Origin of the sequence: Muriicola soli, from assembly GCF_004139715.1 — a bacterium.
Lineage (GTDB): Bacteria > Bacteroidota > Bacteroidia > Flavobacteriales > Flavobacteriaceae > Muriicola > Muriicola soli.
On sequence record NZ_CP035544.1, the window covers coordinates 2,244,593 to 2,270,153 of the forward strand.

The 25,561-nt window shown below is 42.5% G+C and carries 22 protein-coding genes and 3 pseudogenes; 14 read left to right on the forward strand and 11 right to left on the reverse strand.

Annotation, left to right across the window (positions count from 1 at the left end; all coding sequences use genetic code 11):
• Position 1: 1 nt before the first annotated feature.
• Positions 2-700, reverse strand: a complete 699-nt coding sequence (gene radC, locus EQY75_RS10265; protein ID WP_129605593.1) for a RadC family protein — start codon at positions 698-700, stop codon at positions 2-4.
• A gap of 62 nt (positions 701-762) precedes the next feature.
• Between radC and EQY75_RS10270 the strand changes: the two genes are divergently transcribed.
• Complete coding sequence (locus EQY75_RS10270; protein WP_129605595.1) at positions 763-1,206, forward strand: DUF1569 domain-containing protein; 444 nt, start codon at positions 763-765, stop codon at positions 1,204-1,206.
• A 22-nt stretch (positions 1,207-1,228) separates the two neighbouring features.
• Here EQY75_RS10270 and EQY75_RS10275 read toward each other — a convergent pair.
• Positions 1,229-2,586: pseudogene (locus EQY75_RS10275) on the reverse strand (UDP-N-acetylmuramate--L-alanine ligase).
• A gap of 103 nt (positions 2,587-2,689) precedes the next feature.
• On the opposite strand from EQY75_RS10275, the gene EQY75_RS10280 reads away from it, so the two are divergent.
• The 3 genes from EQY75_RS10280 to EQY75_RS10290 are packed head-to-tail and all read left to right on the forward strand — an operon-like array spanning position 2,690 to position 4,645.
• On the forward strand, positions 2,690-3,520 hold the full coding sequence (locus EQY75_RS10280) for a class I SAM-dependent methyltransferase (RefSeq protein WP_129605596.1): 831 nt from the start codon (positions 2,690-2,692) through the stop codon (positions 3,518-3,520).
• A gap of 12 nt (positions 3,521-3,532) precedes the next feature.
• The gene (locus EQY75_RS10285; RefSeq protein ID WP_129605598.1) at positions 3,533-3,850 is read left to right on the forward strand and encodes a cupin domain-containing protein; all 318 of its coding nucleotides are present in this window, start codon (positions 3,533-3,535) and stop codon (positions 3,848-3,850) included.
• A gap of 6 nt (positions 3,851-3,856) precedes the next feature.
• On the forward strand, positions 3,857-4,645 hold the full coding sequence (locus EQY75_RS10290; protein ID WP_129605599.1) for an SDR family oxidoreductase: 789 nt from the start codon (positions 3,857-3,859) through the stop codon (positions 4,643-4,645).
• A 49-nt stretch (positions 4,646-4,694) separates the two neighbouring features.
• Here EQY75_RS10290 and EQY75_RS10295 read toward each other — a convergent pair whose 3' ends face one another.
• The 3 genes from EQY75_RS10295 to EQY75_RS10305 all read right to left on the reverse strand — a co-directional run bounded on the left by EQY75_RS10295 (position 4,695) and on the right by EQY75_RS10305 (position 7,496).
• Positions 4,695-5,210 (reverse strand): DUF4136 domain-containing protein, encoded by a 516-nt coding sequence (locus EQY75_RS10295; RefSeq protein WP_129605601.1) that lies wholly within the window; start codon positions 5,208-5,210, stop codon positions 4,695-4,697.
• A 111-nt stretch (positions 5,211-5,321) separates the two neighbouring features.
• Entirely contained in the window at positions 5,322-6,323 is a 1,002-nt protein-coding gene (obgE, locus tag EQY75_RS10300) for a GTPase ObgE (protein WP_129605602.1), read from the reverse strand.
• Between the two features lie 51 nt (positions 6,324-6,374).
• Positions 6,375-7,496 carry an adenylate kinase gene (locus EQY75_RS10305; protein ID WP_129605604.1) on the reverse strand — a complete coding sequence of 374 codons (1,122 nt, stop codon included), beginning with the start codon at positions 7,494-7,496 and terminating at the stop codon, positions 6,375-6,377.
• Positions 7,497-7,594: 98 nt separating this feature from the next.
• On the opposite strand from EQY75_RS10305, the gene EQY75_RS10310 reads away from it, so the two are divergent.
• From EQY75_RS10310 to EQY75_RS10320, 3 genes and pseudogenes are all read left to right on the forward strand, one after another.
• Complete coding sequence (locus EQY75_RS10310) at positions 7,595-8,776, forward strand: 5-(carboxyamino)imidazole ribonucleotide synthase (RefSeq protein ID WP_129605605.1); 1,182 nt, start codon at positions 7,595-7,597, stop codon at positions 8,774-8,776.
• Positions 8,773-9,260 (forward strand): annotated as a pseudogene (purE, locus tag EQY75_RS10315) (5-(carboxyamino)imidazole ribonucleotide mutase). The gene EQY75_RS10310 and the pseudogene purE overlap by 4 nt, the downstream one beginning before the upstream one ends.
• A gap of 68 nt (positions 9,261-9,328) precedes the next feature.
• Complete coding sequence (locus EQY75_RS10320) at positions 9,329-11,359, forward strand: M3 family metallopeptidase (RefSeq protein WP_129605608.1); 2,031 nt, start codon at positions 9,329-9,331, stop codon at positions 11,357-11,359.
• On the opposite strand, the gene EQY75_RS10325 is transcribed toward EQY75_RS10320, so the two are convergent.
• Positions 11,356-11,751: a rhodanese-like domain-containing protein gene (locus EQY75_RS10325; RefSeq protein WP_165200620.1), complete on the reverse strand. Its 396-nt coding sequence runs from the start codon at positions 11,749-11,751 to the stop codon at positions 11,356-11,358. The two genes, EQY75_RS10320 and EQY75_RS10325, sit on opposite strands and share 4 nt — an antisense overlap.
• Positions 11,752-11,782: 31 nt before the next feature.
• Between EQY75_RS10325 and EQY75_RS10330 the strand changes: the two genes are divergently transcribed.
• On the forward strand, positions 11,783-12,343 hold the full coding sequence (locus tag EQY75_RS10330; protein WP_129605610.1) for a sigma-70 family RNA polymerase sigma factor: 561 nt from the start codon (positions 11,783-11,785) through the stop codon (positions 12,341-12,343).
• Between the two features lie 220 nt (positions 12,344-12,563).
• On the opposite strand, the gene EQY75_RS10340 is transcribed toward EQY75_RS10330, so the two are convergent.
• Positions 12,564-13,355 (reverse strand): UbiA prenyltransferase family protein, encoded by a 792-nt coding sequence (locus EQY75_RS10340; protein WP_129605614.1) that lies wholly within the window; start codon positions 13,353-13,355, stop codon positions 12,564-12,566.
• A 174-nt stretch (positions 13,356-13,529) separates the two neighbouring features.
• Between EQY75_RS10340 and gcvP the strand changes: the two genes are divergently transcribed.
• The 4 genes from gcvP (at position 13,530) to EQY75_RS10360 (ending at position 19,012) form a co-directional block, all read left to right on the forward strand.
• Positions 13,530-16,382, forward strand: coding sequence for an aminomethyl-transferring glycine dehydrogenase (gene gcvP, locus EQY75_RS10345; RefSeq protein WP_129605615.1), 2,853 nt, complete (start codon positions 13,530-13,532; stop codon positions 16,380-16,382).
• Between the two features lie 152 nt (positions 16,383-16,534).
• Positions 16,535-17,593 carry a 3-oxoacyl-ACP synthase III family protein gene (locus EQY75_RS10350; RefSeq protein WP_129605617.1) on the forward strand — a complete coding sequence of 353 codons (1,059 nt, stop codon included), beginning with the start codon at positions 16,535-16,537 and terminating at the stop codon, positions 17,591-17,593.
• A gap of 3 nt (positions 17,594-17,596) precedes the next feature.
• Positions 17,597-18,124, forward strand: coding sequence for a class I SAM-dependent methyltransferase (locus tag EQY75_RS10355; RefSeq protein WP_129605619.1), 528 nt, complete (start codon positions 17,597-17,599; stop codon positions 18,122-18,124).
• An 18-nt stretch (positions 18,125-18,142) separates the two neighbouring features.
• The gene (locus tag EQY75_RS10360; RefSeq protein WP_129605622.1) at positions 18,143-19,012 is read left to right on the forward strand and encodes a glycosyltransferase family 2 protein; all 870 of its coding nucleotides are present in this window, start codon (positions 18,143-18,145) and stop codon (positions 19,010-19,012) included.
• Here the strand turns inward: EQY75_RS10360 and pafA are convergent.
• Positions 19,004-20,659: an alkaline phosphatase PafA gene (gene pafA, locus EQY75_RS10365; RefSeq protein WP_129605624.1), complete on the reverse strand. Its 1,656-nt coding sequence runs from the start codon at positions 20,657-20,659 to the stop codon at positions 19,004-19,006. The two genes, EQY75_RS10360 and pafA, sit on opposite strands and share 9 nt — an antisense overlap.
• Positions 20,660-20,768: 109 nt before the next feature.
• Between pafA and EQY75_RS10370 the strand changes: the two genes are divergently transcribed.
• Together EQY75_RS10370 and EQY75_RS10375 are read left to right on the forward strand one after the other, a co-directional pair.
• Entirely contained in the window at positions 20,769-21,506 is a 738-nt protein-coding gene (locus EQY75_RS10370; protein ID WP_129605626.1) for an MlaE family ABC transporter permease, read from the forward strand.
• A complete protein-coding gene (locus EQY75_RS10375; RefSeq protein WP_129605629.1) occupies positions 21,506-22,273 on the forward strand; it encodes an ABC transporter ATP-binding protein in 768 nt (255 codons plus the stop codon). The genes EQY75_RS10370 and EQY75_RS10375 overlap by 1 nt, the downstream gene beginning before the upstream one ends.
• Here the strand turns inward: EQY75_RS10375 and EQY75_RS10380 are convergent.
• The 3 genes and pseudogenes from EQY75_RS10380 to EQY75_RS10390 all read right to left on the reverse strand — a co-directional run bounded on the left by EQY75_RS10380 (position 22,270) and on the right by EQY75_RS10390 (position 25,424).
• A pseudogene (locus EQY75_RS10380) lies at positions 22,270-23,723 on the reverse strand (DUF389 domain-containing protein). The gene EQY75_RS10375 and the pseudogene EQY75_RS10380 overlap by 4 nt on opposite strands.
• Before the next feature lie 14 nt (positions 23,724-23,737).
• Positions 23,738-24,820 (reverse strand): mannose-1-phosphate guanylyltransferase, encoded by a 1,083-nt coding sequence (locus EQY75_RS10385; protein ID WP_129605631.1) that lies wholly within the window; start codon positions 24,818-24,820, stop codon positions 23,738-23,740.
• Positions 24,810-25,424: a SprT-like domain-containing protein gene (locus EQY75_RS10390; RefSeq protein WP_129605633.1), complete on the reverse strand. Its 615-nt coding sequence runs from the start codon at positions 25,422-25,424 to the stop codon at positions 24,810-24,812. The genes EQY75_RS10385 and EQY75_RS10390 overlap by 11 nt, the downstream gene beginning before the upstream one ends.
• Positions 25,425-25,561 lie beyond the last annotated feature (137 nt).

A 25,561-nucleotide genomic window follows, 5' to 3' on the forward strand; every position in this document is an offset into this window, starting at 1 on the left:
ATTACAATTCTTGTTGGTCTGCAAAGCTGAAAAACGTTTTGTCAGCAATAATTAAATGATCGAGAACTCTTATATCAAGTACTTTGGCAGCTTCTTTAAGTTTTTTGGTAATTGCCCTGTCGGCGTTACTTGGAACCAGGGTTCCTGAAGGATGATTATGTGCAAGAATAATAGCAACTGCACCCAGCTCCAGTGCCTTTTTTAACACTAGTCTCACATCTACCAGAGTTCCGGTAATCCCCCCTTTACTAAGTTGAGCACTATGCACTACCCTGTTTGCATTATTGAGATAGAGGATCCAGAATTCTTCGTGTTCAAGTTCCCCTAAAATAGGCTCCAAAACAGCAAAAGCGTCGGCACTTCCGGCGATCTTGGCTGGTGTGTTTAAAGGAATTTTTCTCCTCCTGCGGCCTATCTCTAGTGCTGCCGCAATAGTTACTGCCTTAGCCTCTCCTATCCCTTTAAATTTCATCATCTGAGCTATGGACATTTTACCAAGCTGATTGAGGTTTCCATTACTACTCCTGAGGATCTTCTTGGCCAGACTAAGGGCGCTGTCCTCCCTGCTACCAGAACCTATAACTATGGCCAAAAGCTCAGCATCTGTCAGTACCGCCCTTCCCTTCTGTCTTAGTTTTTCCCTTGGTTTGTCGTCGTCAGCCCAGGATTTTATGGAGAATGATTCAGGCATTTTTTTCATGTCTAAAGATAAACAACTAAAATTTTTAATGTACATTTCTCACTGCAATTAAAAAGCAAGTTGTGAAATCTTTATTCAACAGGGAAGCTTATCTGGAAATACAGGAAAGGGTTGCTCAGTTAAAATCCACGGATGAAGGGCAATGGGGTAAAATGACTGTTGGCCAAATGGTTTGGCACTGTCAGGTACCCCTAAAAGTGGGTATTTCCAATAAACCCAACAAAAAAAAAGGCAACCTTTTGGTTAAATGGTTTTTTAAAAAATCGCTTTACAACGACAAACCTTGGCGCAAAAACCTGCCCACTTCACCTTTTGCAAAAGCAACTGAATCAAAAAACTTCGATTCAGAGCGCGAAATATTACAGGAGTTGATCTCTCAGTTTCATCAACTAAATAAGAGGGAATCCTGGAATCCTCATCCCCTATTCGGGCATCTCTCGCACGATCAATGGGGTAAGATGCAGTACAAACACCTGGATCATCACCTCAGGCAATTCGGGGTATAAAGGCCTTAGATACAATTGTTTTTTAAATTCCCAGATGTTCTTGAAAGGATTGAAGGTCGAGACCGCCGTAATTTCCCGAACTCATCAAGAGGAAAACACTATTCTTCACCTCCTGTTGGTATAAATACTGTTCAAATTTGCCGGGATCTGTAAACACTTCCAGTTTTTCATTTTGAAATGCTTTCCTAATCTGCTCAGCAGACAAAGGAGCCAGCTTTTTAATCGCTACCGACTCGGGAGAATAAAATACTGCAGAAACATCAGCAGCATCCAGGGTACCCCGGTAATGCGATAGAAATGCTTCATTGAGACTACTGTAGGTATGCAACTCCAGACAAGCAACCAGCTTCTTTTCCGGAAATTGTTCTTTTACAGCTTTTGTTGTGGCGGCAACCTTGCTGGGCGAATGAGCAAAATCTTTAAAAACTACAGACGTATCACTCTGCCCCAGTTTCTCAAGACGCTTAGAGGCTCCGGAAAAGGAGCTGATGGCCTGGTAGAATTCGTCTTCGTCAACACCCATTTGCTGACATATCCACTTGGCCCCGGATAAATTACTCAGATTGTGTTGCCCAAAAACTTCGACAGGCAATGGGCCCTCTTCAGTATCCAGAAATGTCTGTCCGTCTATTATCTGGTAGGCGTGCGTAGCGTAAGGGAATTTCCTTATGGTATTCTCGGTCTGCTCAACAACATCTACAACCCATTTATCTTCTTCGTTGTAGGTAATACTGCCCCCTTAACAATCCCGTCAACAAAGATTTGAAATTGTGAGAGGTAGTTCTCAAAAGTTGGAAAGACATTCATATGATCCCATGCAATTCCACTTAGCAAGGCAATATTTGGCTGATACAAATGAAATTTTGGGCGTTTGTCTATTGGAGAGGATAAGTATTCGTCCCCTTCCAGAATGATAAAATCGTTTTCTTCTGTGAGGTGTACCATACGATCAAAACCTTCCAGTTGAGCCCCCACCATGTAGTCCACTTTTTTTCCGTTATAGTCGAGTACATGCAGAATCATAGAAGTTATGGTAGTCTTACCGTGGCTACCTCCTATCACTACGCGGGTTTTATTTTTCGATTGCTCGTAAAGGAATTCCGGGTAAGAGTAAATTTTCAAGCCCAATTCCTGGGCTTTCAACAATTCAGGATTGTCTTTTTTGGCATGCATTCCCAGGATGACAGCATCGATGTCCTTGTTGAGCTTCTCGGGGTACCAGCCAAAATGTTTTGGTAAAAGACCCTGCTTATCTAACCTTGTTTTAGAGGGTTCGTATATAACATCATCACTCCCTGAAATCTCGTAACCCTTATCGTGTAACGCAAGGGCCAGGTTGTGCATTGCGCTGCCGCCAATAGCAATAAAATGAATCCGCATTTTCCAGTATAATTTCGAACAAAGATAGGGTTTGAATTATGCATCCCAAAGCCATATGACGTTCAGAATCTTACTATCTTAGATTTTGATAATTCTATTCAGTTTGGAACAGAAAATCAACATACATGAGACCGCTTTTGTCACAGCTGCATTCAGGGCCGGAGACCCTGTTCTGAGCATGGATCCTTTTGCCAATCTATGGGCCAATGAGGCCGCCAATGAACATGCCCAACGTTATAGCAGGGCGGTTTCGTCCTATGAAGCTTTGGCGCATCGCCTGCGAAATAGATACTTTTACGATACGTTTAAGACCTTGATCAAAGAAAATAAAATTGAGGTACTGATGAATTTTGGATGTGGCTTTAGCATGTATCCCTTTATCCTCGATCCTGCTGTCCTGTATGTGGAAATTGACACTGAGGATGTCATTCTTTTTAAACAAGAAAAAACCACCCAATTGCAAGATGAGGGAGTGCTTCCCTATAGAGACATCCAATTTGTTTCTGCGAACTTCAATGCACCTTTTTTAGATGAACTTTACCAAAGTCTGTCGCCAATTTGTAAGGGTAAAAAAACTTTTATATTGATCGAGGGGGTGTTGTTTTTTTTGGGAACAGATGATACCACCAGACTATTTCAACTCTTCAGCCGACTACAAAATGCAAATGATTTTGTGGGAAGTGTTTCTTTTCAACCCTCACTTGAAAAGCAGAAAGTATTTAAACGACTTATCGAATTTGTTGAAGTCAATCTTGAAAAAAATCAGCAATTTAATTATCAAACCGTGCCGGATAATTTTTATGTATCTACAGAAGGATACGAACTCATTGATCACCAGGATACCATAAGTCTGGCTGCCTGTTACAAGCCAGATATAACTTTGGCAAAAGAAGAAATACTCAATGAACATATGTACCTTCTTCAAAAACATTGAAACCATTTTAGAATGAAAATTCACTTAGATAATATTGCGCCAAGAGAGATCATACCGGGTTACCTGGGTAAAATGATACACGGGCAAAAAATGACCCTGGTTTACTGGGAGGTTACCCAAAATGCGGAAGTTCCCGAACACGCACATGAAAATGAACAAATCATGCAGGTTTTGGAAGGGGAATTTGAATTTACCGTAGACGGAAGTACTGCGATCTACAAGGCCGGAGAACTTGTTATTATTCCGCCGAATGTCCTCCATAAAGGGAGAGCTTTAACCCACTGCCGACTTATGGATGTGTTTAGCCCGGTAAGGGATGCTTATAAATAAAAAGATATGCTGATCAATCTGATAGGAAAGAATGCCCTTGTAGGAGGCAGTAGCAGGGGAATAGGTCTTGGTATAGCCAAGCAGTTAGCCCAAAGTGGTGCCAGTGTTACACTGATGGCCAGGCGGGAAGAGCAACTTAGGGAAATTGTTGCTAGCCTTGAGACATCATCACCTGAACAAAACCATCAATATCTGGTGGTGGATTTTAATGATTACAAAAAATATAAAGCAATCCTGAAGGGATACTTCGCCGCGAATACCGTGGACATACTCATCAACAATACGCAGGGACCAAAGGCAGGAACACCTCTTGAGATGGAAGTAGAGGACTATCAGCAAGCCTTTGATACCATGTTTAAAACTGTAGCCTTTACCACTCAGTTGGCCGTAGAACAAATGAAAGCGAGGAAGTGGGGCAGAATTATTAATGTCACCTCTGTATCTGTGAAGGAACCTTTATCTTATCTGGTATTATCTAATACGATCAGAGCTGCGGTGGTTGCTTGGGCGAAAAGTCTGGCTACTGAGGTGGGATCTTATCAAATTACCGCAAATAATATACTTACCGGATATTTTGACACGGAACGATTAAAGGAACTCAATCAAAAAAAGGCTGAACAACACCAAATAGAAACCAGCGAAGTACGAGACAATATGATCGATAACGTCCCCTTAAAAAGATTGGGGAAACCAGAGGAATACGGCTATCTGGTTGCTTTTCTCGCTTCAGAACAAGCTGCGTATATCAACGGAGCAAATATCCCGATAGATGGAGGTTTGTTAAAGTCCTTGTAAGAAGGGACGTTGCCTGACTGTTTTTCCAATTAGGGCCTGAAAATCTCCGTTAGTACGGAGGATACTTAGACAATATTTTAATGGCTATTTGCCTTAACAAGCGTTCCCTTTCAATGGGTGTGGCATTTTCGCGATAACTACTGCTACAGATGGCCTGCCAGAATAGAATATCCCGCTGACTATCGATAAAATCGAATAAAATCTCACGTTCACTAGATGATCTGCCCAGGGGCAATCCAATACTTACTCCTCCGCCAACATTCCGGCCACCCCCGCCTATTCCTACGCCAACATTACTGTTTTGAGGAAGGGCAAATTCTCTGGATTCGATATTGATAAAAAAATCAGGTTCTTCCGAAGATTTGTACCCTTTGGAGACAAGAATGGAGTCGAGAGCCATTAACAGCCGCCGGGTATCCAATTCACTTAAGCCCGTCTGCATGTCCGGATAGTAATTGTAAGTCTGAAAGCTACTAAAATCTGTTTGGGCGTCATAGTCATAGTCTACCTTCAGCGAAGAGCAGGCACAGAACAATATGAGCAAGATGTACAGCCAGTGTTTCATGAATATAGCACTTGGGGTTCCTGAATAGTTTAAGAGGTATTAGACCCTAAAATTAAATAGCCGCTACTCTAAATTACGGAAATTCAGAAAGTTCAGGAAGAGAATGAAAGCTTATTCGTTTAACAGACCCCAGAGGGTGTCTTTAAGCTGCTGTAGTCCAAACTGCGAAACGGAAGATATAAAGGTAAAAGGGACTTCCTTAAGATCCTTTTTTACTTCTTTCCTCATTTCCTCCATCAATTCTTCATCGAGAAGATCGGCTTTGGATATGGCAACCAATCGGTCTTTATCGAGCAATTCGGGATTGTAGTTCTTAAGCTCATTTAATAGGATCATGTATTCCTGGGAAACATCGGTACTATCGGCAGGGATAAGAAATAAAAGAATGGAATTTCGCTCAATATGCCGAAGAAAATAATGCCCAAGGCCTTTTCCTTCCGCTGCCCCTTCAATGATCCCGGGGATATCGGCCATTACAAAACTCTTAAATTCGCGATACTTCACTATCCCCAGATTGGGCTTTAAGGTGGTAAAGGGATAGTCGGCAATTTTAGGCTTTGCCGACGTCAGCACCGATAGTAAGGTAGACTTCCCTGCATTGGGAAAACCTACCAGACCTACATCGGCCAGGACTTTTAGCTCTAGAGTGATATCTCTTTCCTGTCCCGGTATTCCGGGTTGTGCGTATCTGGGGGTCTGATTGGTAGAGGTTTTAAAGTGCCAGTTTCCACGTCCTCCCATTCCGCCCTCAACAATCTTTTCTTCTTGTCCGTTCTCTGTAATCTCCATCAAAACTTCCCCGGTCAATGAATCCTTGACTACAGTTCCCAATGGGACTTCCAGGTAGACGTCCGCCCCATCAGCCCCTGAACTCCTGTTCTTACTGCCGTGTTCGCCATGACCTGCCTTAAAATGTCTTTTAAACTTAAAATGAAGTAATGTCCATAGACTTTCGTTTCCTTTGAGAATGACGTGACCTCCGCGACCGCCATCTCCCCCATCTGGACCGCCTTTTGGAACATACTTTTCCCTGTGCAGGTGTGTAGAGCCCTTTCCACCATTTCCGGAGGCGACATGTACCTTGACGTAATCAACAAAATTTCCTTCAGTCATATGGTAAAGTGATAGTCTTTAAGGGATTCTTTAGTGATGCGGACCAGCTTATTAAATCGTCTCTATAACCTTTGAAAGGCGTTCCGTAATTTCTTCAATATCACCAATTCCGTTTACACTGTGGAATTTGCCTTGGGCCTCATAGTATTCCCTTAACGGCGCTGTTTTTTGATTGTATTCTTCAAATCTGTTCCTGATTTTTCCTTCATCCTGATCATCAGGACGACCGCTGCTTTTACCGCGTTCCAGAAGCCTATTTATTAGCACTTCGTCTTTAGCTTCCAGAGCAATGGTTCCGTGTATTTTCATGTCCTTGGAGTCCATAAAATTATCCAGTGCCTCAGCCTGGGCTGTTGTACGTGGAAAACCATCAAAAATAAACCCACTGGCTTCGGGGTTTTTTTCAACCTCATCCTTTAGCATACTTATGGTGACCTCATCAGGAACGAGATCTCCCTTATCCATATAGGATTTGGCCAATTGCCCCAGCTTTGTATTGTTTTTGATGTTATAGCGAAATACATCTCCTGTAGAAATATGCTTCAGGTTGTATTTTTCCTTTAAATATCCTGCCTGGGTTCCTTTTCCGGCTCCGGGCTTCCCGAATAAAACGAGGTTGATCATATGAGCTTGGTTAATTTGATAAACTTGTTTGAGGTTTCTTCCTTGTTCCTGATAATCCAGGCCGTATCCCACTATAAATTTATCCGGGATCTTTATCCCGAAATAGTCTATGGTATATTCCCCATTATAGACCTCCGATTTAAAAAACAAACTGGCAATCTTGAAATTCTTAACATTGGTATTGGAGAAGATGTGCACCAGTTCCTGCAGTGTTCTTCCGGTATCAATTATATCCTCCAGAATAATCACACTTCGACCTTCAATATTATCGGGTACATCTAAAAGAGTTTCCACAATACCGGTGGAGGTAAGGCCCCTGTAAGAACTCAATTTCACAAAGGAAACTTCGCAAGGATATGGATAGAATTTTAGAAAATCGGACACGAACATAAAGGCGCCATTTAAAACTCCCACAAAGACCGGGACCTCGTCCTTGTAATCTGCTGCTATTTCCCTGGCAACCTTTTCTACTGCATTGAGAATTTCTTTTTCCGTCAGGAAAAGTTCGAAATTCTTATCGTGGATTTTTATAGTTTTATTCTTAACCATAAGGAGGGCAAATATAGCATTTTGAAATCTCTTTTTAAGGGCGCTAGCCTTGGTTTATGAGATTAAGATGTATTTTTGTCAAAACCTCTTCAAAATACATGTCTACATCTTCTGATACAAGCTATTTTTCTTCATCATTCACCCTTGGTATTTTAGGAGGAGGGCAGCTTGGTAAAATGCTGCTTTACGAAACGCGCAAGTGGGACATCACCACTAAGGTAATGGACCCTTCAAAAGATGCTCCTTGCCGCCTGGCTTGTAATGAATTCATTCACGGCGATTTAATGGACCACCAGACGGTTTACAAATTTGGGAAAAATGTGGATGTTCTTACCATAGAAATTGAAAATGTCAATATTGATGCTTTGGAGCAGTTGGAAGAAGAAGGTGTACGAGTCTATCCAACTCCCAGGGAACTCAGGCTCATACAAAACAAGATCACCCAGAAATTATTCTATGTGGATCACGGTATTCCCACAGCCGACTTTTCGCGTTTCGCATATACCAGTGAGATTCAGGAAAGCATAAGCAATGGGGGGTTGCATCTGCCCATCGTTTGGAAGAGTGCACAATTTGGTTATGACGGACAGGGCGTGAAAATTATCCGGGAGATCTCTGATCTGAAAGGTCTGCCTAATGTGGAATGCCTGGCAGAAGAACTGATTCCCTTTAAGACAGAATTAGCGGTGATCGTGGCCAGAAACGCCGGTGGAAGCGGTGTAAACTATCCGGTAGTGGAAATGGAATTTCACCCTGAGGCCAACCAGGTAGAATACGTATTGTGTCCGGCCCGAATTGATGATAAGATTGCTAAAAAAGCCATAAAAACAGCCCTTAAAGTTTCGGAAGAATTACAGCATGTAGGTTTGCTGGCCGTGGAAATGTTTTTAACCCAGGAAGACGAGGTCCTTGTCAATGAAGTAGCACCAAGACCTCATAACAGCGGTCATTACAGTATAGAGGCCAGTTACACCAACCAATTTGAGCAACACCTGCGTTGTATTCTCGGCCTCCCACTTGGGAATACTGAAAGCAAGGTAGCAGGGGTTATGGTCAACCTTGTGGGCGCCGAAGGCCATGAAGGTGAAGTTTATTATGAAAACATAGAACAAATTCTCGATCTTCGGGGAGTAACACCGCATATTTACGGAAAGTCCCTAACACGTCCCTTCAGAAAGATGGGACATGTAACTATCGTAAATGAAGATATGCAGGAAGCCAGGAAAATTGCCGCAGAGGTAAAACAAACGATCAACGTAATTAGTAAAAAGAAAGTATGAGCAAAGTTGCCATTGTCATGGGGAGTACCAGCGATCTTCCTGTCATGCAGGAAGCTGTGGATATCTTAAAAGGCTTTGATTTGGAAGTAATGGTCGACATCATCTCGGCACACCGGACCCCGGAAAAACTTTTTGAATTTGGAAAAACAGCCCACACCGAAGGATTTTCAGTGATCATTGCCGGTGCGGGTGGCGCAGCTCATTTACCGGGTATGCTGGCCTCCTTATCACCTCTCCCTGTTATTGGAGTCCCAATTAAAAGCAGTAATTCCATAGACGGCTGGGATTCTGTTCTTTCTATCCTTCAAATGCCTGGAGGAGTTCCCGTGGCTACGGTTGCCCTGAACGGGGCAAAAAATGCGGGAATATTAGCGGCCCAGATCATTGGTTGTCAGGATTCCTGTGTCCTGGATAAAGTTGTACTCTACAAAAAGGTCTCAAAGAAAAAGTGATCAAAGGGGCAAAAGAAGTAAGGAAAGGGTGAAAAACAGCTGGTCTTCGTTATAAAATCTACCCCCCTTTACCGATGTTTGAAATAAATTTAACGACTACATGAAAAACGTATTGCTCGAGCCGTTTGATCTGGCTCCTTTTAGTTCAATAACCCCAAGTCATTTTAAACCCGCCTTTGAACAAGCCTTACAACAGGCTCGTTTGGAAATCGATGCGATCGTAGCTTCTGAAGCCGAACCGACATTTAAAAATACGATAGAAGCACTTGAGTTTGCCGGGGCCCACCTGGACAGGCTTTCCTCTCTGTTTTTTAACCTTAACTCCGCTGAGACCAATGAAGAAATCCAGGCTCTCGCCCAGGAAATTTCTCCCATGCTTACCGGGTTTAGCAATGATATAGCCCTTAATCAGACCCTTTTTAAAAGAGTTGCTGCTGTTTATGAAGTGAAAGATTCCTCAGGACTCAATGCAGAACAGTTAATGTTATTGGACAAAAAATACAAGTACTTCAGCAGAAACGGAGCTCATCTGCCAGAGGATAAAAAAACTCGTCTCCGGGCAATCGACAAGGAACTGGCTCAATTGAAACTCACCTTTGGGGAACACGTATTGGCCGAGACCAACAAATTTGAAATGCATCTGACCAAGGAGGAAGAGGTTGATGGATTGCCTGATGGGGCTAAAGAAGCTGCTGCCCAACTGGCCTCCTCAAAGGGAAAAGAAGGATGGATAATCACCCTCAATTATCCAAGTTATGTCCCCTTTATGACTTATGCAAAAAACCGAAAACTCCGAAAAAAACTAGCGATTGCTTTCGGTAGTAAGGGCTTCCATAAAGATGAATTAGACAATCAGGGATTGGTCCTTCAAATTGCCCGTCTGAGATACGAAAGGGCAAGGCTGCTGGGGTACAACACCCATGCCCATTACGTATTGGAAGAGCGCATGGCAGAAACGCCGGATAAGGTATTGGCTTTTCTCAAGGAACTCCAGGAAAAAGCAATACCGGCTGCCCTTAGGGAATTATCGGAATTGCAACAGTTTGCCAGAGAACTGGATGGAATAGATACTCTGGAAAAATGGGATAGTAGTTATTACAGTGAAAAACTAAAGCAAAAACGATTCGACCTTGACGACGAAAAGCTGAAGCCTTATTTTAAACTGGAAAACGTCATAAAAGGTGTTTTCGATATTTCCGGGGAATTGTACGGAATTCAATTCGAAGAAGTATCAGATATTGATACCTACCATGAAGATGTTAGGACCTTTAAAGTCAAGGACCAGAATGGGCAATTGCTGTCAGTATTTTATGCCGATTTTCATCCCAGACCGGGGAAGCGAGGAGGAGCCTGGATGACCTCGTATAAACCCCAATACAAAAGAGAAGGAGGAAATGAAAGACCGCATATTTCAATAGTTTGCAATTTTACCAAGGCCACTAAATCCAAACCGTCTTTACTGACGTTTAACGAGGTTACTACTTTATTTCATGAATTCGGGCATGCACTTCACGGGATGCTTGCCAACACCTCTTATCCCAGCCTTTCAGGGACATCAGTCTATTGGGATTTTGTAGAGTTACCCAGCCAGATTATGGAAAACTGGTGTTTTGAAAGAGAAGCATTGGAACGATTTGCCACCCACTACAAGACCGGGGAAGTCCTTCCCATGGAAATGATTGAAAAAATTAAGGAATCCTCTAATTTCCTCGAGGGAATGGCTACACTCAGACAATTGAGTTTTGGCTTTCTCGACATGGCATGGCATGCTGAAGATCCTTCCGGGGTAGATTCTGTAAAGGCCTACGAACAAAAAGCTTTCGAAGATACTCAGCTCTTTGCCGATATTCCGGAAACTTGTATGAGTACGGCATTTTCACATATTTTCCAGGGAGGTTATTCTGCGGGATATTACAGTTACAAATGGGCTGAAGTCCTGGATGCTGATGCCTTTGCCTATTTTAAGGAAAAAGGGGTTTTTAATAAAGCCGTAGCTGCAAAATTCAGGGAGAATATTTTGAGTAAAGGGGGTACAGAAAAACCAATGGAACTTTACAAAAAATTCAGGGGAAGTGAACCCAAGCTCGACGCCTTGCTCAAAAGGGCAGGTTTAATAAAGAAATCGGCTTAATTCTCCGGGTTTTCCATCCATGCTCCATAACCTCCAGTGAGGTCTATAGCCTTAAATCCCAGAGAGTCCAGAACCGCACGTGCCTTGGCACTCCGTCCTCCTTTCTGGCAATACACATAGACAGTTTTCTCTTTCTCCAAAACGGCTACTTGCTCCGTAAAATCATCGTCAAACCAGTTGATGTTGATTGCATTTTCCAGATGTCCCGCCTCGAATTCTTCAGGGGTTCGTACATCCAATAAGGTGTAGTTCTGCAGGTCTACTTGACTGAACTCATTGATCGGAAGTTGATGAGCATCTTTGCAGCTGCCGGCGAGGAACAATAGAACGAATAGGCTTAAGTAAATTTTCACCTCTGTGTCATTTCTCCCAAATGTACTTTTTTTCTTCAAAATCCCTTACTTTTATAAGGTATAAAACGCTATGAAAGATCATAAATTAGAGCCCGATTCCTGGGTAGATGAGTATGCTGACTACCTGTTCAATTATGCCATATCAAGAGTAAGCGACCAGGAAACTGCTAAGGACCTCATCCAGGATACCTTTATTGCGGCTTTAAAATCTGCGGAGAATTTCAAGGGCAAAGCCTCTGAACGCACCTGGCTTATATCCATCCTGAAAAGAAAAATAATTGATCACTATCGCAAGATCAATTCCAAAAAAGGGAAGGCAGAAGTGCGCCGAACTTATAACCCTTCTTCGGAAAGTGAAGGTGATTGGCTTGAAGAGCAGGTAGCTGATCCCGATAGTATCCTAGAGAACGATGCGATAGAGAACAGGGAATTGGGCTTAGCGATACAGGCTTGTATAGACCAATTACCGGTCAACCAACGTCGTGTTTTTACCATGAAAACTGTGAGCGGACTGGCCACTGAAGATATTTGTAAAGAACTCAATATAAATCCGTCTAACCTTTGGGTAACGATTCACAGGGCAAGAACTGCCTTGATGGGATGCCTTAATAAAAACTGGTTTACATTATGATCTCATGTGATGAAGCCGCATTGATATGCAATAAATCGCAATACCATGAGGCTAGCTTATTGGAAAAAATAAAACTTAAGTGGCATATCCTATTTTGCAATACTTGTAAGTCCTTCTCTGCAAAGAACAAGCAACTCTCTTACCTGTTCGGGAAAGCCAGGCTCTATATTCTCAGTGATGCCTCAAAAGAAGAGCTCAAAAGAAAACTCAAAGAAAGAACTTAAAGCAGTTCAATAAAAAGATAAAGCAGCCCGGCCCAAAAAATAGGTAGGGCCTCTACCCAAAATGAAGCAAAATACCTGCTTTGTTTTTTGGGCAGCCTTAACATGAGGGCTACAAGACTTGTCGCAATAAGGGCCTTGCCGTAAACTTCAAATGGGAAGAGATCATCCTTCAGAAAAGTAAGCAGCAAGAAGATTAAACTCATTAGTATTCCCGCCCTCCTTGTTTTGTCAATCCCCAAACGCTGCGGAATAGTCATCATTTCGTTTGAATCCACGCTTAGATCTCTGATTTCAAAGGGGACCATCAGGACTAAAATGACCAGAAAGCGCTGCACAGATTCGATCCAAACATCCCAATCCAGATTTTCCAATACCTCAAGAACCGGTAAGACGACCGTGGTACCTGTCCAGACTAATCCAATGATCAGAATTTTAAGGATGCCAAAATGCCTGAGGTTTTTTCTGCTTGGAAACAAGGGGATGGTGTAGAATATGACCAATAAGGCAAGGATTGAGATGCCTAATAAGGTATTGAAACCGAGTTGCAGTCCAAAATAAATGGCACATCCAAGAGAAAAAAGACTGAGCCAAAGGGTTTTTTTATCTACTAAAACAAGTCTTAAAAACTGATTTTCTCCTTTTTGGGACTGTTTGATAAAATTATAGGCCGGGATTGTGCTAAAAAAAACATAAAAAAACAGGCTTTTTGGTATGTAAATGTTTAAGAAACAGGAGGTCAGATACAAAAAAGAAACTACGGCCAAAGACACATGAATACTGGCTTTCACGTAAAAATCAAATATCGTTTTCGGCCACTGCATTAAACAAAAATAGGCAATGAAGCACTATTGAGTGATTTTGGTTAAAAACTTTGACCTTGTACCTGCTCTGAACTACCTTTTTTAAAGGAATAATTACCTAATTTTGTCCTCCTTAATGCACTATAATTTTACGCAGCAATTATGAATACAGATTCTTTTGCACTACGCCATATCGGAATAAGGGAAGAGGACCTTCCGGAAATGCTAAAAACTGTCGGGGTAGATACTCTGGATGAACTGATCTATCAGACGATCCCACAAGACATTCGCCTGAAGAATGACCTTCCTCTTGATAAGCCTATGAGCGAGCAGGAATTTCTAAATCACATCCACCACCTATCGAGAAAGAACGAGGTATTCAAATCTTATATTGGCCTTGGATATCACGAAAGTATTACTCCCTCGGTAATTAAGCGAAACATTCTCGAAAATCCGGGCTGGTATACCGCTTATACGCCTTATCAGGCAGAGATTGCACAGGGTCGTCTAGAAGCTTTATTAAACTTCCAGACCATGGTCTGTGATCTCACAGGAATGGAGTTGGCTAATGCCTCACTATTAGACGAAAGCACCGCTGCCGCCGAAGCCATGACTATGCTTTTTGATGTGAGAACAAGGGATCAGAAAAAGAATCAGGTAGTAAAATTTTATGTCTCCGAAGAAGTATTACCTCAAACCCTTTCATTATTAGAGACCCGGGCAACACCTTTGGGCATCGAATTAATAATAGGGAAGCATACCGAAGTAGAATTAGACGGGTCCTTCTATGGAGCCCTGTTACAGTATCCCGGAAAACACGGGCAGGTTTTTAATTATACAGAGTTCGTCACCACTGCACATAGTTTTGACATTCGCGTAGCGGTTGCTGCCGATATATTAAGTCTGGCAATCCTGACACCTCCCGGCGAGTTCGGTGCAGATGTGGTGGTGGGATCAACGCAACGCTTTGGGATCCCATTGGGTTACGGCGGACCACATGCCGCATTTTTTGCAACCAGAGAAGCATTTAAACGAAATATTCCCGGTAGGATTATTGGTGTAACACGGGATACGGATGGAGCCCGTGGTCTTAGAATGGCGTTACAGACCAGGGAGCAACATATTAAAAGAGATAAGGCAACTTCAAATATCTGTACGGCCCAGGTCTTACTCGCCGTAATGGCAGGCGCCTATGCAGTCTACCACGGGCCCAAAGGTCTGAGGTATATTGCTGAAAAGGTACACAATCATACACTTCGTCTGGCTGATGGGTTGGAGCAAAGAGGGCTTTATCAATTAAATTCAGCCTATTTCGACACTATCCTGGTAAAAGCAGAGGCTAACTTAATCAGGCCCGTTGCCGAGAAGAAAAGTATAAATTTTCTATATGTTGATGATGAAACCATCGGTATTTCACTTAATGAAGTAACCACGGAAGACCGAGTAAACGAGATCTTAAATATCTTTTCAGAAGCGCTTGGGAAAGAACAGCCTTCCGGTACCTCAAGTTCAAAATCTACGGTCCTCAGTACAGATTTATTAAGAACTTCAGACTACCTTACCCATGAGGTGTTTAATTCCTATCATTCGGAAACGCAGCTAATGCGGTATCTGAAACGCCTGGAACGCAAAGATCTGGCTTTAAATCACTCAATGATCTCTTTGGGATCGTGTACGATGAAACTCAATGCTGCCACCGAAATGTTACCTCTTAGTATGCCGGAATGGGGAAATATCCATCCCTTTGTACCTGTGGAACAAGCGGCGGGGTATCATGAGGTATTAAAAGAACTCGCTCGTGAGCTGACGATTATAACGGGCTTTGCAGCAACATCACTCCAACCTAATTCGGGCGCACAGGGCGAATACGCAGGATTGATGACTATCAGGGCGTATCACGAGGCTAACGGAGATACTCACCGAGACCTGTGTATTATCCCGGCTTCTGCACATGGCACAAATCCGGCTTCCGCAGTCATGGCAGGAATGCGAGTTGTTGTAACGAAAACTGATGAAAAAGGGAATATCGATCTGCAGGATCTGGAGGAGAAAGTAACGCAGCATTCAGAGAATCTCGCGGCACTTATGGTGACCTATCCCTCCACACATGGGGTTTTTGAATCTTCCATTCGGAAAATCACCCAATTAATTCACGATCATGGAGGTCAGGTCTATATGGACGGTGCCAATATGAATGCCCAGGTAGGATTGACCAACCCGGCAATTATCGGCGCTGATGTTTGCCACCTCAACCTGCATAAAACCTTCGCCATCCCTCACGGAGGGGGAGGTCCCGGAGTTGGACCTATATGCGTAGCTAAACAACTGGCTCCTTTCCTCCCCGGAAATCCTGTAATTAAGACAGGAGGGGAAAAGGCTATTACGGCCATTAGTGCAGCACCCTGGGGTAGTGCCCTGGCTTGCCTGATATCATATGGCTATATCAAAATGCTGGGAGCTCATGGTCTTCGCCGAGCGACGGAAATTGCTATTCTCAATGCCAATTACATCAAGGAAAAACTCCAGGGAAAATACGATGTTTTGTATACGGGAGAGAAAGGAAGAGCGGCCCATGAAATGATTATCGACTGCAGGCCTTTTAAAGAGAAGGACATTGAAGTTTCTGACATCGCAAAACGGCTGATGGATTACGGGTTTCACGCTCCAACCGTTTCATTTCCGGTGGCGGGAACCATGATGATAGAGCCTACAGAAAGCGAAGGGTTATCAGAATTGGATCGTTTTTGCGAAGCAATGATCTCCATTCGTCAGGAAATTGATGAGATCCAAGAAGGAGAGAGCAGTAACGTGTTGAAAAATGCGCCTCACACTCTGCAAATGGTTACATCTGATTCATGGGATTTCCCTTACTCACGTGAAAAAGCAGCCTTTCCGCTTTCATTTGTTCAGGAAAACAAGTTCTGGCCGAGCATCAGACGGGTAGACGAAGCTTATGGCGATCGTAATCTTATTTGTACCTGCGCCCCAATTGAGGCTTACGCCGAAAGTGAATAAGAAACTAATTGTCCATTCTTTAATTTATAGCTAAGAGAAAAACGAGTCGAAACCTCACCATTCTAAAGGTTTGAACATCGTATTTAGAATGGAATACACTTTTGTTTTGTTCACCTTTTGGTTACATTTCGGAAATAAATAATATTTGAATTATGAGCATTGCCATTACCGGTACCGGTTGTTACATCCCGGAAGTGCTGGTTCCTAACGAAGCCTTTGAAGACAAACATTTCCTCAATAGCGACGGTTCTAATTTCCAACAGTCGAATACTGTAATTATTGAAAAGTTTAAAGCAATTACAGGCATAAGTGAGCGGCGATATGCCAAAAATGAATACAATGCTTCCAACCTGGCATTTCTAGCTTCTAAGAACGCCTTGGAAGACGCCAATATCAGTGCTGAGGATTTAGACTACATCATCTTTGCACATAATTTTGGAGATGTTTCTTACGGATCCTCCCAGGGGAATACACTTCCTAGTTTAGCTACACGAGTTAAAAATCACCTCCAGATAAAAAATCCGAAATGTGTGGCTTATGACCTACTCTTTGGATGCCCTGGATGGATTGAAGGTATGATTCAGGCTTATGCCTTTATCAAAAGTGGAATGGCCAAAAGATGTCTGGTTATAGGTGCAGAAACGCTGTCACGTGTTGTAGATCCGCATGACAGGGATTCTATGATTTATTCAGATGGAGCCGGTGCATGTATCGTTGAAGAGAAAGACGGAGGAGGAGAAATTATTTCCCACAACTCGGCAACTTATGCCAACGAAGAAGCGTATTATTTATTCCATGGCTCATCTTATCACCAGGAAATTCCGGACGACCTGCGATATATAAAAATGTACGGTAGAAAGATTTACGAATTCGCAATCTCCTATGTACCCGGGGCGATGAAAGAATGCCTTGATAAAAGTGGTATTTCCATTGACGAGGTTAAGAAGATCTTTATCCATCAGGCCAACGAGAAAATGGATGAGGCTATTATAAAACGATTCTATCAATTATACGACAGGGAGATGCCTGAAGGCGTAATGCCTATGAATATACACGAATTGGGTAATAGTTCTGTTGCTACGGTCCCTACCCTCTTCGATATGGTTCGCAAAGGAAAAATAGAAAATCAGCAGATCAGCAAGGGAGATGTCGTTATCTTTGCCAGTGTAGGTGCGGGTATGAATATCAATGCCGTTGTTTATAGATGCTAGTGAATGTACGAGTCAAATTATCCCAAAAAACGATACGAGAAAACCCTTTCCTTTCTAAAAAAACACATTGATCCTTCAGAAACGATCCTGGATTTGGGAGTTGTAAACCCTTTTACCAAAATCATGGAAGAACAGGGGTACCGTGTAAAAAATACGCATGGCGAAGATCTGGATCTGGATTTTTCGGTGGTTACTTCCTCTGAGGCATCGGTAGTAACCGCTTTTGAAATTTTTGAACACCTTCTTGCCCCATTTAATGTCTTGTCTGAAATAAAAGCTACAAAACTTGTTGCCAGTGTTCCCTTGCGACTTTGGTTTGCTACAGCTTACAGAAGCAAAACTGATCCCAGAGACCGGCATTACCACGAATTTGAAGCCTGGCAATTTGATTGGCTCCTGCAAAAATCAGGATGGAAGATCATCGATTCCGATAAATGGGCGCACCCGGTAAATAAAATAGGGTTCAGACCCCTTTTAAGGCAATTCACGCCCCGATACTACATCGTTTACGCAGAACGTTCCGTTATATAAATCAGGATAAATTCAGACATGCCAAAGCCAGACGCCCCTTCTTATTATGTCGTTATCCCCGCTCATAACGAAGAAGAATTCCTGGCGGATGCCCTGGAGAGTGTTATAAAGCAAACTGTCTTACCTAAAAGAGTCGTGGTCGTCAACGATCATTCCACCGACGGCACGAACAATATAATTGACCAATATGCGATGAAATATCCCTTTATTGAAGGGGTAGACAATCGGTCCACAGACGAACACCTGCCGGGAAGCAAAGTAGTAGCCGCCTTCAATAAAGGCCTTTCTCTCCTGGATGATGATTACGATTTTATCGTAAAACTCGATGCAGATATCGTGCTCCCTGAACACTATTTTAATAAGATCGCAGAAGTTTTCCAGTCGTCTGCAGACATCGGTATAGCCGGTGGATACGCCTATGAAAAAAACAACGAAGGAGACTGGGTTTTAAACCACCCCATGGACAAGGATCACATAAGGGGAGCTTTTAAAGCCTACTCCCGCGATTGTATTAAGGCTATGGACGGACTTAGAGTTGCTATGGGATGGGATACCGTTGATGAACTCCTTGCTCAGTATAACGGATTTAAAACCGCCGGGGTTTCTTCACTAAAAGTAAAGCATCAACGGCCCATAGGGGCGGCCTATAATATAAAGGCAAGAAGATCGCAGGGTAAGGCAATGTACCTTATGCGCTATGGATTTTTCATCACGGTGATCGCCTCCATGAAAATGGCTGTTAAAAACAGAAAACTAAGAATCATTCGTGATAACCTTCAAGGCTATTGGGAAGCCAAAAAGAATGGGACTCCCTACATAGTTACCTCCCAGGAGGGTGAGTTTATCAGAAACCTCCGTTGGAAAAGGATTTTCAGCAAATTATTCTAACACTTCCTCAATGGGTTGTCCTGTAGTTCCGTTAGGAAATGCTATCCCTAATAATGAAGCAATTGTGGGAGCTATGTCATTGATTTCGGTCCTTTCTACTGTGCTTCCCTGGGGGATACCCTTCCCGTAAAACAACAAGGGGACATGAGTATCGTAAGCATAGGGGGAACCGTGTGTTGATCCTGTTTTGGGATAATATACTACTGCGGGATCGAGAATTAAAATGACGTCTCCTGATCTTTTCTGGTTATATCCGTTTTGCACGATATAGGGAATGCCGCGGCTGTATTCGTTATGTTGCATCTGATAGCCCGTAAATACCCTGCTGATACCGTCGTAAGTCAGCAACTCCTGTCCGATTGCATATTGAACATCTTTAACCTCAAGGTCCAGGTTTCTGATCACATCATGATCCAGAAAAAATTGCGCATTGCTGTAGTTCTTTATCACATCGGCTTCGCCATAGGTATAAGACATGAATTCTTTGAACTTGGTAGACATCCCCTGGGAATCCATATACCCCGCCGGTAATTTCTGGTCTTTTAAATAGGCGGGCACATCAACCGCACCGTGGTCTGCTGAAAGGAATACCAAATATTCTCCACCACCTACTTTTTTATCCAGGACATCAAATAACCTTTCTAAATCCTTGTCCAGCCTAAGGTAAGTATCCTGAATCTCTTTGGAATTCACCCCAAACTGGTGCCCTACATAATCCGTACTGGAAAAACTAATGGCCAGGAAGTCGGTGATCCCATCCTTCCCAAGATCTTCCCCATCGATAGCAGCCAAGGCAAAATCAGTTGTTAAACTATTTCCATAAGCCGTACCCCTTAAGAGATCGAACTGACTGTTATTATCCCAAATTGCAGGCAGATCATGTGGGAATACCGGGGCAGTTTCTCCATTGAACATGCCTTCATAAACATTGTCATCTGAGCCGCTTTCCTGGTAGGTTTTTATATCCTTTAATGTGTTCCATGGTTTTTTATAGCTTGCAGCAGCATCTGAGGCATTAAAGTTTTTCACCCATCTGGGTAGTTCCTCCATATAATACGAACTACTGATCCAGTTCCCTTCTGCACCTCCGTTAAACCAATAAGCTGCATTAGCCATATGTCCGCCCGGCAGTACGGCACCTCTGTCTTTTAAAGCCAAAGCGATAACTTTCCCCCTTTTTTGTGTAAACAAACGTAATTCATCTGTAATGGTTGAAACTGTCATCCGGTGAGGCGACATTTTACCGGTACCCGCTGTTGTGCCGACTGAGGAGTAGTTGTCGTCAGAAGCACAATAGACAACTTTACCTGAGACCTTGTCGTACCAATTATTCCCAATGATACCGTGTGTTGAAGGTGTCGTCCCGGTGTAGACCGAAGCATGGCCGGGACCTGTTGAAGTAGGTGTATAATTAAAGTGATTATTCTTACAGTTAAATCCTTGATTGACCATCCTCTTAAATCCTCCATCTCCGTAATGATCCCAAAATCGGGTTAGGTAGTCGTAGCGCATTTGATCAACAACAATCCCTACCACGAGTTTGGGGCTTTCTTTTATTGGTTTCTTATTGCTCTGTGCCTGGGTCTGCAGCATTGGAATTATAGCTACAATACCAAGAACTAATATTGATTTGATGTATTTTTTCATAAGATCAAGCGTATTCTCAAAAATAATTAAATAAACCCTATAAATTTTAATTCAGAGTTATAAGACCGTTAATATTATTATTTTTACAGCAAGAAGCATACCACCTCCAATGAATTATGTAACCTCTATTGGTAGTTATTCCATAATGATCCGTGACGTTTTCAGGAAACCTACCAAATGGCCCATCATGAAATCTCTGATCTTAAAAGAAATTGATGAGCTGATTTATGGTTCCATGGGAATTATTGTTTTTATCTCATTTTTTATCGGTGGGGTAGTAGCCATTCAGACCGCATTAAATATCAGTAATCCCCTTATTCCGAGAAACCTCATCGGCTTTGCCACCAGGCAGTCTGTGATCCTGGAATTTGCCCCTACCTTCACTTCAATTATTATGGCAGGAAAGGTGGGTTCCTATATAACCTCCAGTATTGGAACGATGCGGGTTACAGAACAAATAGATGCCCTGGAAGTCATGGGGGTCAATTCTCTGAATTATCTGGTCTTCCCAAAGATCATTGCAATGTTCTTTTATCCGTTTGTAGTGGCGATCGCAATGTATATAGGCATACTTGGAGGGTGGATTGCCGGAGTATTCGGGGGATTCAGCTCAAGTGCTGATTTTGTGGAAGGATTACAACTCGATTTTATCCCATTCCATGTGACTTACTCCTTTCTAAAATCCATTGTATTTGCCTTTATTATAGCTACTGTACCTTCATATCACGGTTACTTTATGAAGGGAGGAGCCCTGGAAGTAGGGAAAGCGAGTACTACGGCATTTGTCTGGACCAGTGTTGTTATTATTATCCTGAATTATATCCTCACTCAATTGTTATTAGGCTGATGATAGAAGTAGAGAATTTACATAAGTCGTTTGGCGATAACCATGTCCTGAAAGGGATAAGCACTTCTTTTGAAAAGGGGAAAACGAATCTGATCATAGGACAGAGTGGTTCGGGAAAAACCGTTTTTATCAAGTGTTTACTGGGGCTTTTTAATCCGGATGAAGGTTCCATCAGTTATGACGGCAGGATCTACTCAGAATTAGCACCCAGGGAGCGCAGTGACCTCAGGCAGGAAATGGGGATGGTCTTTCAGGGCAGTGCTCTTTTCGATTCCATGACCGTTGAAGGTAACGTCATGTTCCCATTAGACATGTTTACAAAACAGTCTACCTCCGAGATGCTAGACCGGGTCAACTTTGTCCTCAAGAGGGTAAATCTTGTTGATGCAAATCACAAATATCCGTCAGAGATCTCCGGAGGGATGAAGAAGAGGGTAGCTATAGCAAGGGCTATTGTAATGAATCCCAAGTACTTGTTTTGCGATGAACCTAATTCGGGCCTCGATCCTAAAACAGCCATTTTAATTGACAACCTCATTCAGGAAATCACCCAGGAATACGATATTACAACTGTGATCAATAGTCACGATATGAACTCGGTAATGGAAATTGGGGAGAAAATTATCTTCCTAAAAGACGGGTTTAAAGAATGGGAAGGCTCCAATAAGGAGATTTTTAAAACTGACAATGCCGCCGTTACCAACTTTGTTTACTCTTCTGAGCTATTTAAAAAGGTGAGGCAAATGTATATTGAGGAACGCAATTAATCTTGCCAGACCCTTACCTGCACCTTAGCATCCTTTAATCTGATTTTAAGCCATTCATTTAATTTCTTTGCCTCAGTATTTAGCTCCTCCCTACGAATTCCTTCTTTCCACTTCGCTTCAAATACGGGAATGGTATCGAGTTTTTTAAAGTCGGTTGAGACCACATATGAAAAAGAAAGTTTCTCCAGATTGTCATACTGACTTTGGGCTTCTGCACTTATATCTGTAAAGGGAATTTGTTTTTTTGCGAAGCTGCTCAGCTCGGTTAGCTCTTGCTCCAATATCCTGATTCGTTCATCTTTGCTTAGCAATTCTGCCTTTTTAGCTTCGTAGAGTTCATTTACGTAGTTCAACATCTGCTCGGAATCATCCTGCCCCCCTGAAGTATTTTCAGTTCAGTATTCTGCAAATTAGAGTAGGATGACATTTGATTCTTCCATGTGGCAATCACATTTTCCGGAATAGATTCATCCCCCATGGTCACCAACTCAATTGTAGAAGTACCTTCAGGTTTGTATTCAATTTCCGTAAGATTATTCATAAAGCGGCCCCTCTCCTTAAATTGATAGGTATCTACAATACTGTGAATTAAATCGTTGGCCTGATTCCTGAACCTGGACTCCTGAAAGACATTGTAAAAGGTAAATCCGGCCGGTATCATCACGAGCAGGGCTACGAGAGAAGCGATGCGGGCTATAAAACGTCTCTTAGCAGAATTTGCGTATTTCACCATGGGAAATCGCAAAAGCTTTAGGACCAGAAATGTGGCCAGGCCTATAAAGATGGTGTTGATGATAAACAGGTACATCGCCCCAGCGGCAAATGCAAAATTTCCGATGGCCAGGCCAAATCCGACAGTACACAGTGGCGGCATCAGGGCGGTGGCAATAGCCACACCGAAAATAACACTGGCCACTGTTCCCTTTTTAGCCCGGGCAATTACCAACGCAAGACCACCGAAAAAGGCAATTAAAACGTCCCTGATATCGGGTTGGGTACGCGCCAAAAGTTCTGAAGATTCGTCCCGTAAAGGAAAGAATTCAAAAAAGAGGTAGGCCGTTAATACACTGAGAACTACCATAACGGTAAAATTCCGCAAGGCCCTTCTCAAAGTATCAATATCATTGACAGCAAGGGATAAGCCAATACCCAGAATTGGGCCCATCAGCGGACTAATTAACATCGCTCCGATGACCACGGCAGTAGAATTGGCATTTAAACCGATGGAGGCTATGAATATTGAGCAGACCAAGATCCAGGCCGTATGTCCTTTAAAAGGAATATCGGCAATAATAGCTTCTTTGGTATTCTCCCTATCGGTATTCTTCCTGATATCCAATAGTTCGCTGAGAAAATGCTTCGCAGATCCCAGGGCCCCTTTAAAGTCCTTTTTTACGTCCTCTACGCCCTCTAAATCGTCATCCAAATCAGGGTTATTACCTTTATCCATAATTGCTTTTATAACTATGTGTAATACTCTCCAAATGTACTTTTAGTTTTTGAAACTATTGCTTTTATTTCCTGTTCTTTAGCTTTAGGCACGATCATCAAAACCTCTCCATTGTCCACAATGATATAGTCTTGTAATCCGTCTATCACTGCAATTTTATCCTTAGGCAATCGTATCATGTTCCCTTTGGAATCCATTTCCAGTATCTTGCCATTAACTACAGCATTTTCATTGGGATCTTTATCCAGTTTATCATACAGTGATCCCCAGGTTCCCAGGTCGTTCCAGTCGAAACTGGCTGGCAGGACATAAATGGTATCTGAACGTTCAAGAATGGCATAATCTATAGAGATATTCTCTGCAGCTGCATAATTAGCACGAATAAAGTCACTTTCCTTTTCCGTGTTGTAATGAGGAACACCCCGCTCAAAAAGCTCATATTGCTCAGGTTGATATTTTTTAAAGGCCTTTATTATAGTCTGCACGCTCCACATAAAAATTCCGGCATTCCATAAAAAATTTCCATGGTCCAGAAAAGACTTTGCTGTTTCGTAATCCGGTTTTTCTCTGAACTGTTTTACCGACTTTAAATCGACTTTGCTTTCTTTCTCGTATTCAATATATCCGAATCCCGTATTTGGGAAGGAGGGTTTAATCCCCAGGGTACACAAAGCCTCTTCTTCCGCACAGGCTTCAAAACATCTCTGTACATCTGCGGCAAATGCATCCTCATTTTCAATCCAGTGATCACTGGGTGCCACGATCATCACGGCATCAGGATTCATTTTCTGAATTTTGAGGGCTGCATAAAGAATACAAGGAGCCGTATTTCGCATAGCGGGTTCCAGAACTACCTGTTCAGGTTTGATTTTGGGTAATTGACTAAGAACCAAATCGTTGTACCGCTCATTGGTCAGAATAAGTATATTTTCTGTGGGAATAAAATTGTTGAGCCTTTTAAATGTGCGTTGTATGAGTGTATCGCCCGTTCCCAGCATATCGTGAAACTGCTTTGGATTTTTGGTGGTGCTTACCGGCCAGAATCTTGATCCAACACCTCCGGCCATTAATACGGCGTAGTAGTTTTTATTTTTCATGGAAAATTTCTTTAACTTCTTTGACTTCAGCATGGGGTTGAAACAGGTACATTCGGCCCGTTTTGATCTCCATACATTGATATCTTTTTACCTTTCTAGGTCCTTTTTTAAAGGTTCGACTATTTTTTAACTTAAAAATACTGCCCGGGGGGAGTTCAAATAAAAGAGTTTCATCGCCCGGGGGATCAAATTTCTTCAAAGCTATGGAGAGTTTAGCATCGGTACTGCTGCTGGCCTTTGGATTCCTGAAATGGTTCGCCAGAAGGGGCAAAAGTGTAGACGGGAAAATCTGGGGCCGTAAAAAAGGCAGCATTAATTGCTGAAAAGAGTATTTCCATTCTTTCCCATGGGGTTTAATCCTTCTGCCGTAATTTTCAAAGGCCACCAGATGGGCTATCTCATGGACCAGGGTAATGAGAAATCGATATGGATTTAAATTGGCATTTACGGTTATCTGGTGACTTCCATCGGGCAATAATCGATAATCTCCATGCCGGGTTACTCTTTCATTTACTACTTTAAGATTAACGGCATGGGTTCGTATAAGCTCAAAGCAAGGAACTACAGCATACTCCGGTAGATATTTTTGCAAAACAGAATCCATTGAGACAAAAATAAAGTTTCTTGGATTAGTTCTTCTTTACAGGAAAAAATAATATAAAATACTCTTCAACATCAGTTGTGTCCGAGCCCATCTTTACATTACGATATGGAGTTAAACCCGGATAATAAGAGTGATTT

Excerpts from the sequence above, each read along its gene's own strand:
- gcvP (WP_129605615.1), top strand. The coding sequence starts at position 13,530 with ATGAATACAGATTCTTTTGCACTACGCCATATCGGAATAAGGGAAGAG.
- EQY75_RS10295 (WP_129605601.1), bottom strand. The coding sequence starts at position 5,210 with ATGAAACACTGGCTGTACATCTTGCTCATATTGTTCTGTGCCTGCTCT.
- EQY75_RS10355 (WP_129605619.1), top strand. The coding sequence starts at position 17,597 with ATGTACGAGTCAAATTATCCCAAAAAACGATACGAGAAAACCCTTTCC.
- EQY75_RS10350 (WP_129605617.1), top strand. The coding sequence starts at position 16,535 with ATGAGCATTGCCATTACCGGTACCGGTTGTTACATCCCGGAAGTGCTG.
- EQY75_RS10375 (WP_129605629.1), top strand. The coding sequence starts at position 21,506 with ATGATAGAAGTAGAGAATTTACATAAGTCGTTTGGCGATAACCATGTC.
- EQY75_RS10330 (WP_129605610.1), top strand. The coding sequence starts at position 11,783 with ATGAAAGATCATAAATTAGAGCCCGATTCCTGGGTAGATGAGTATGCT.
- pafA (WP_129605624.1), bottom strand. The coding sequence starts at position 20,659 with ATGAAAAAATACATCAAATCAATATTAGTTCTTGGTATTGTAGCTATA.
- EQY75_RS10310 (WP_129605605.1), top strand. The coding sequence starts at position 7,595 with ATGTCTACATCTTCTGATACAAGCTATTTTTCTTCATCATTCACCCTT.
- radC (WP_129605593.1), bottom strand. The coding sequence starts at position 700 with ATGAAAAAAATGCCTGAATCATTCTCCATAAAATCCTGGGCTGACGAC.
- obgE (WP_129605602.1), bottom strand. The coding sequence starts at position 6,323 with ATGACTGAAGGAAATTTTGTTGATTACGTCAAGGTACATGTCGCCTCC.
- EQY75_RS10390 (WP_129605633.1), bottom strand. The coding sequence starts at position 25,424 with ATGGATTCTGTTTTGCAAAAATATCTACCGGAGTATGCTGTAGTTCCT.
- EQY75_RS10385 (WP_129605631.1), bottom strand. The coding sequence starts at position 24,820 with ATGAAAAATAAAAACTACTACGCCGTATTAATGGCCGGAGGTGTTGGA.
- EQY75_RS10320 (WP_129605608.1), top strand. The coding sequence starts at position 9,329 with ATGAAAAACGTATTGCTCGAGCCGTTTGATCTGGCTCCTTTTAGTTCA.
- EQY75_RS10360 (WP_129605622.1), top strand. The coding sequence starts at position 18,143 with ATGCCAAAGCCAGACGCCCCTTCTTATTATGTCGTTATCCCCGCTCAT.
- EQY75_RS10370 (WP_129605626.1), top strand. The coding sequence starts at position 20,769 with ATGAATTATGTAACCTCTATTGGTAGTTATTCCATAATGATCCGTGAC.
- EQY75_RS10285 (WP_129605598.1), top strand. The coding sequence starts at position 3,533 with ATGAAAATTCACTTAGATAATATTGCGCCAAGAGAGATCATACCGGGT.
- EQY75_RS10305 (WP_129605604.1), bottom strand. The coding sequence starts at position 7,496 with ATGGTTAAGAATAAAACTATAAAAATCCACGATAAGAATTTCGAACTT.
- EQY75_RS10290 (WP_129605599.1), top strand. The coding sequence starts at position 3,857 with ATGCTGATCAATCTGATAGGAAAGAATGCCCTTGTAGGAGGCAGTAGC.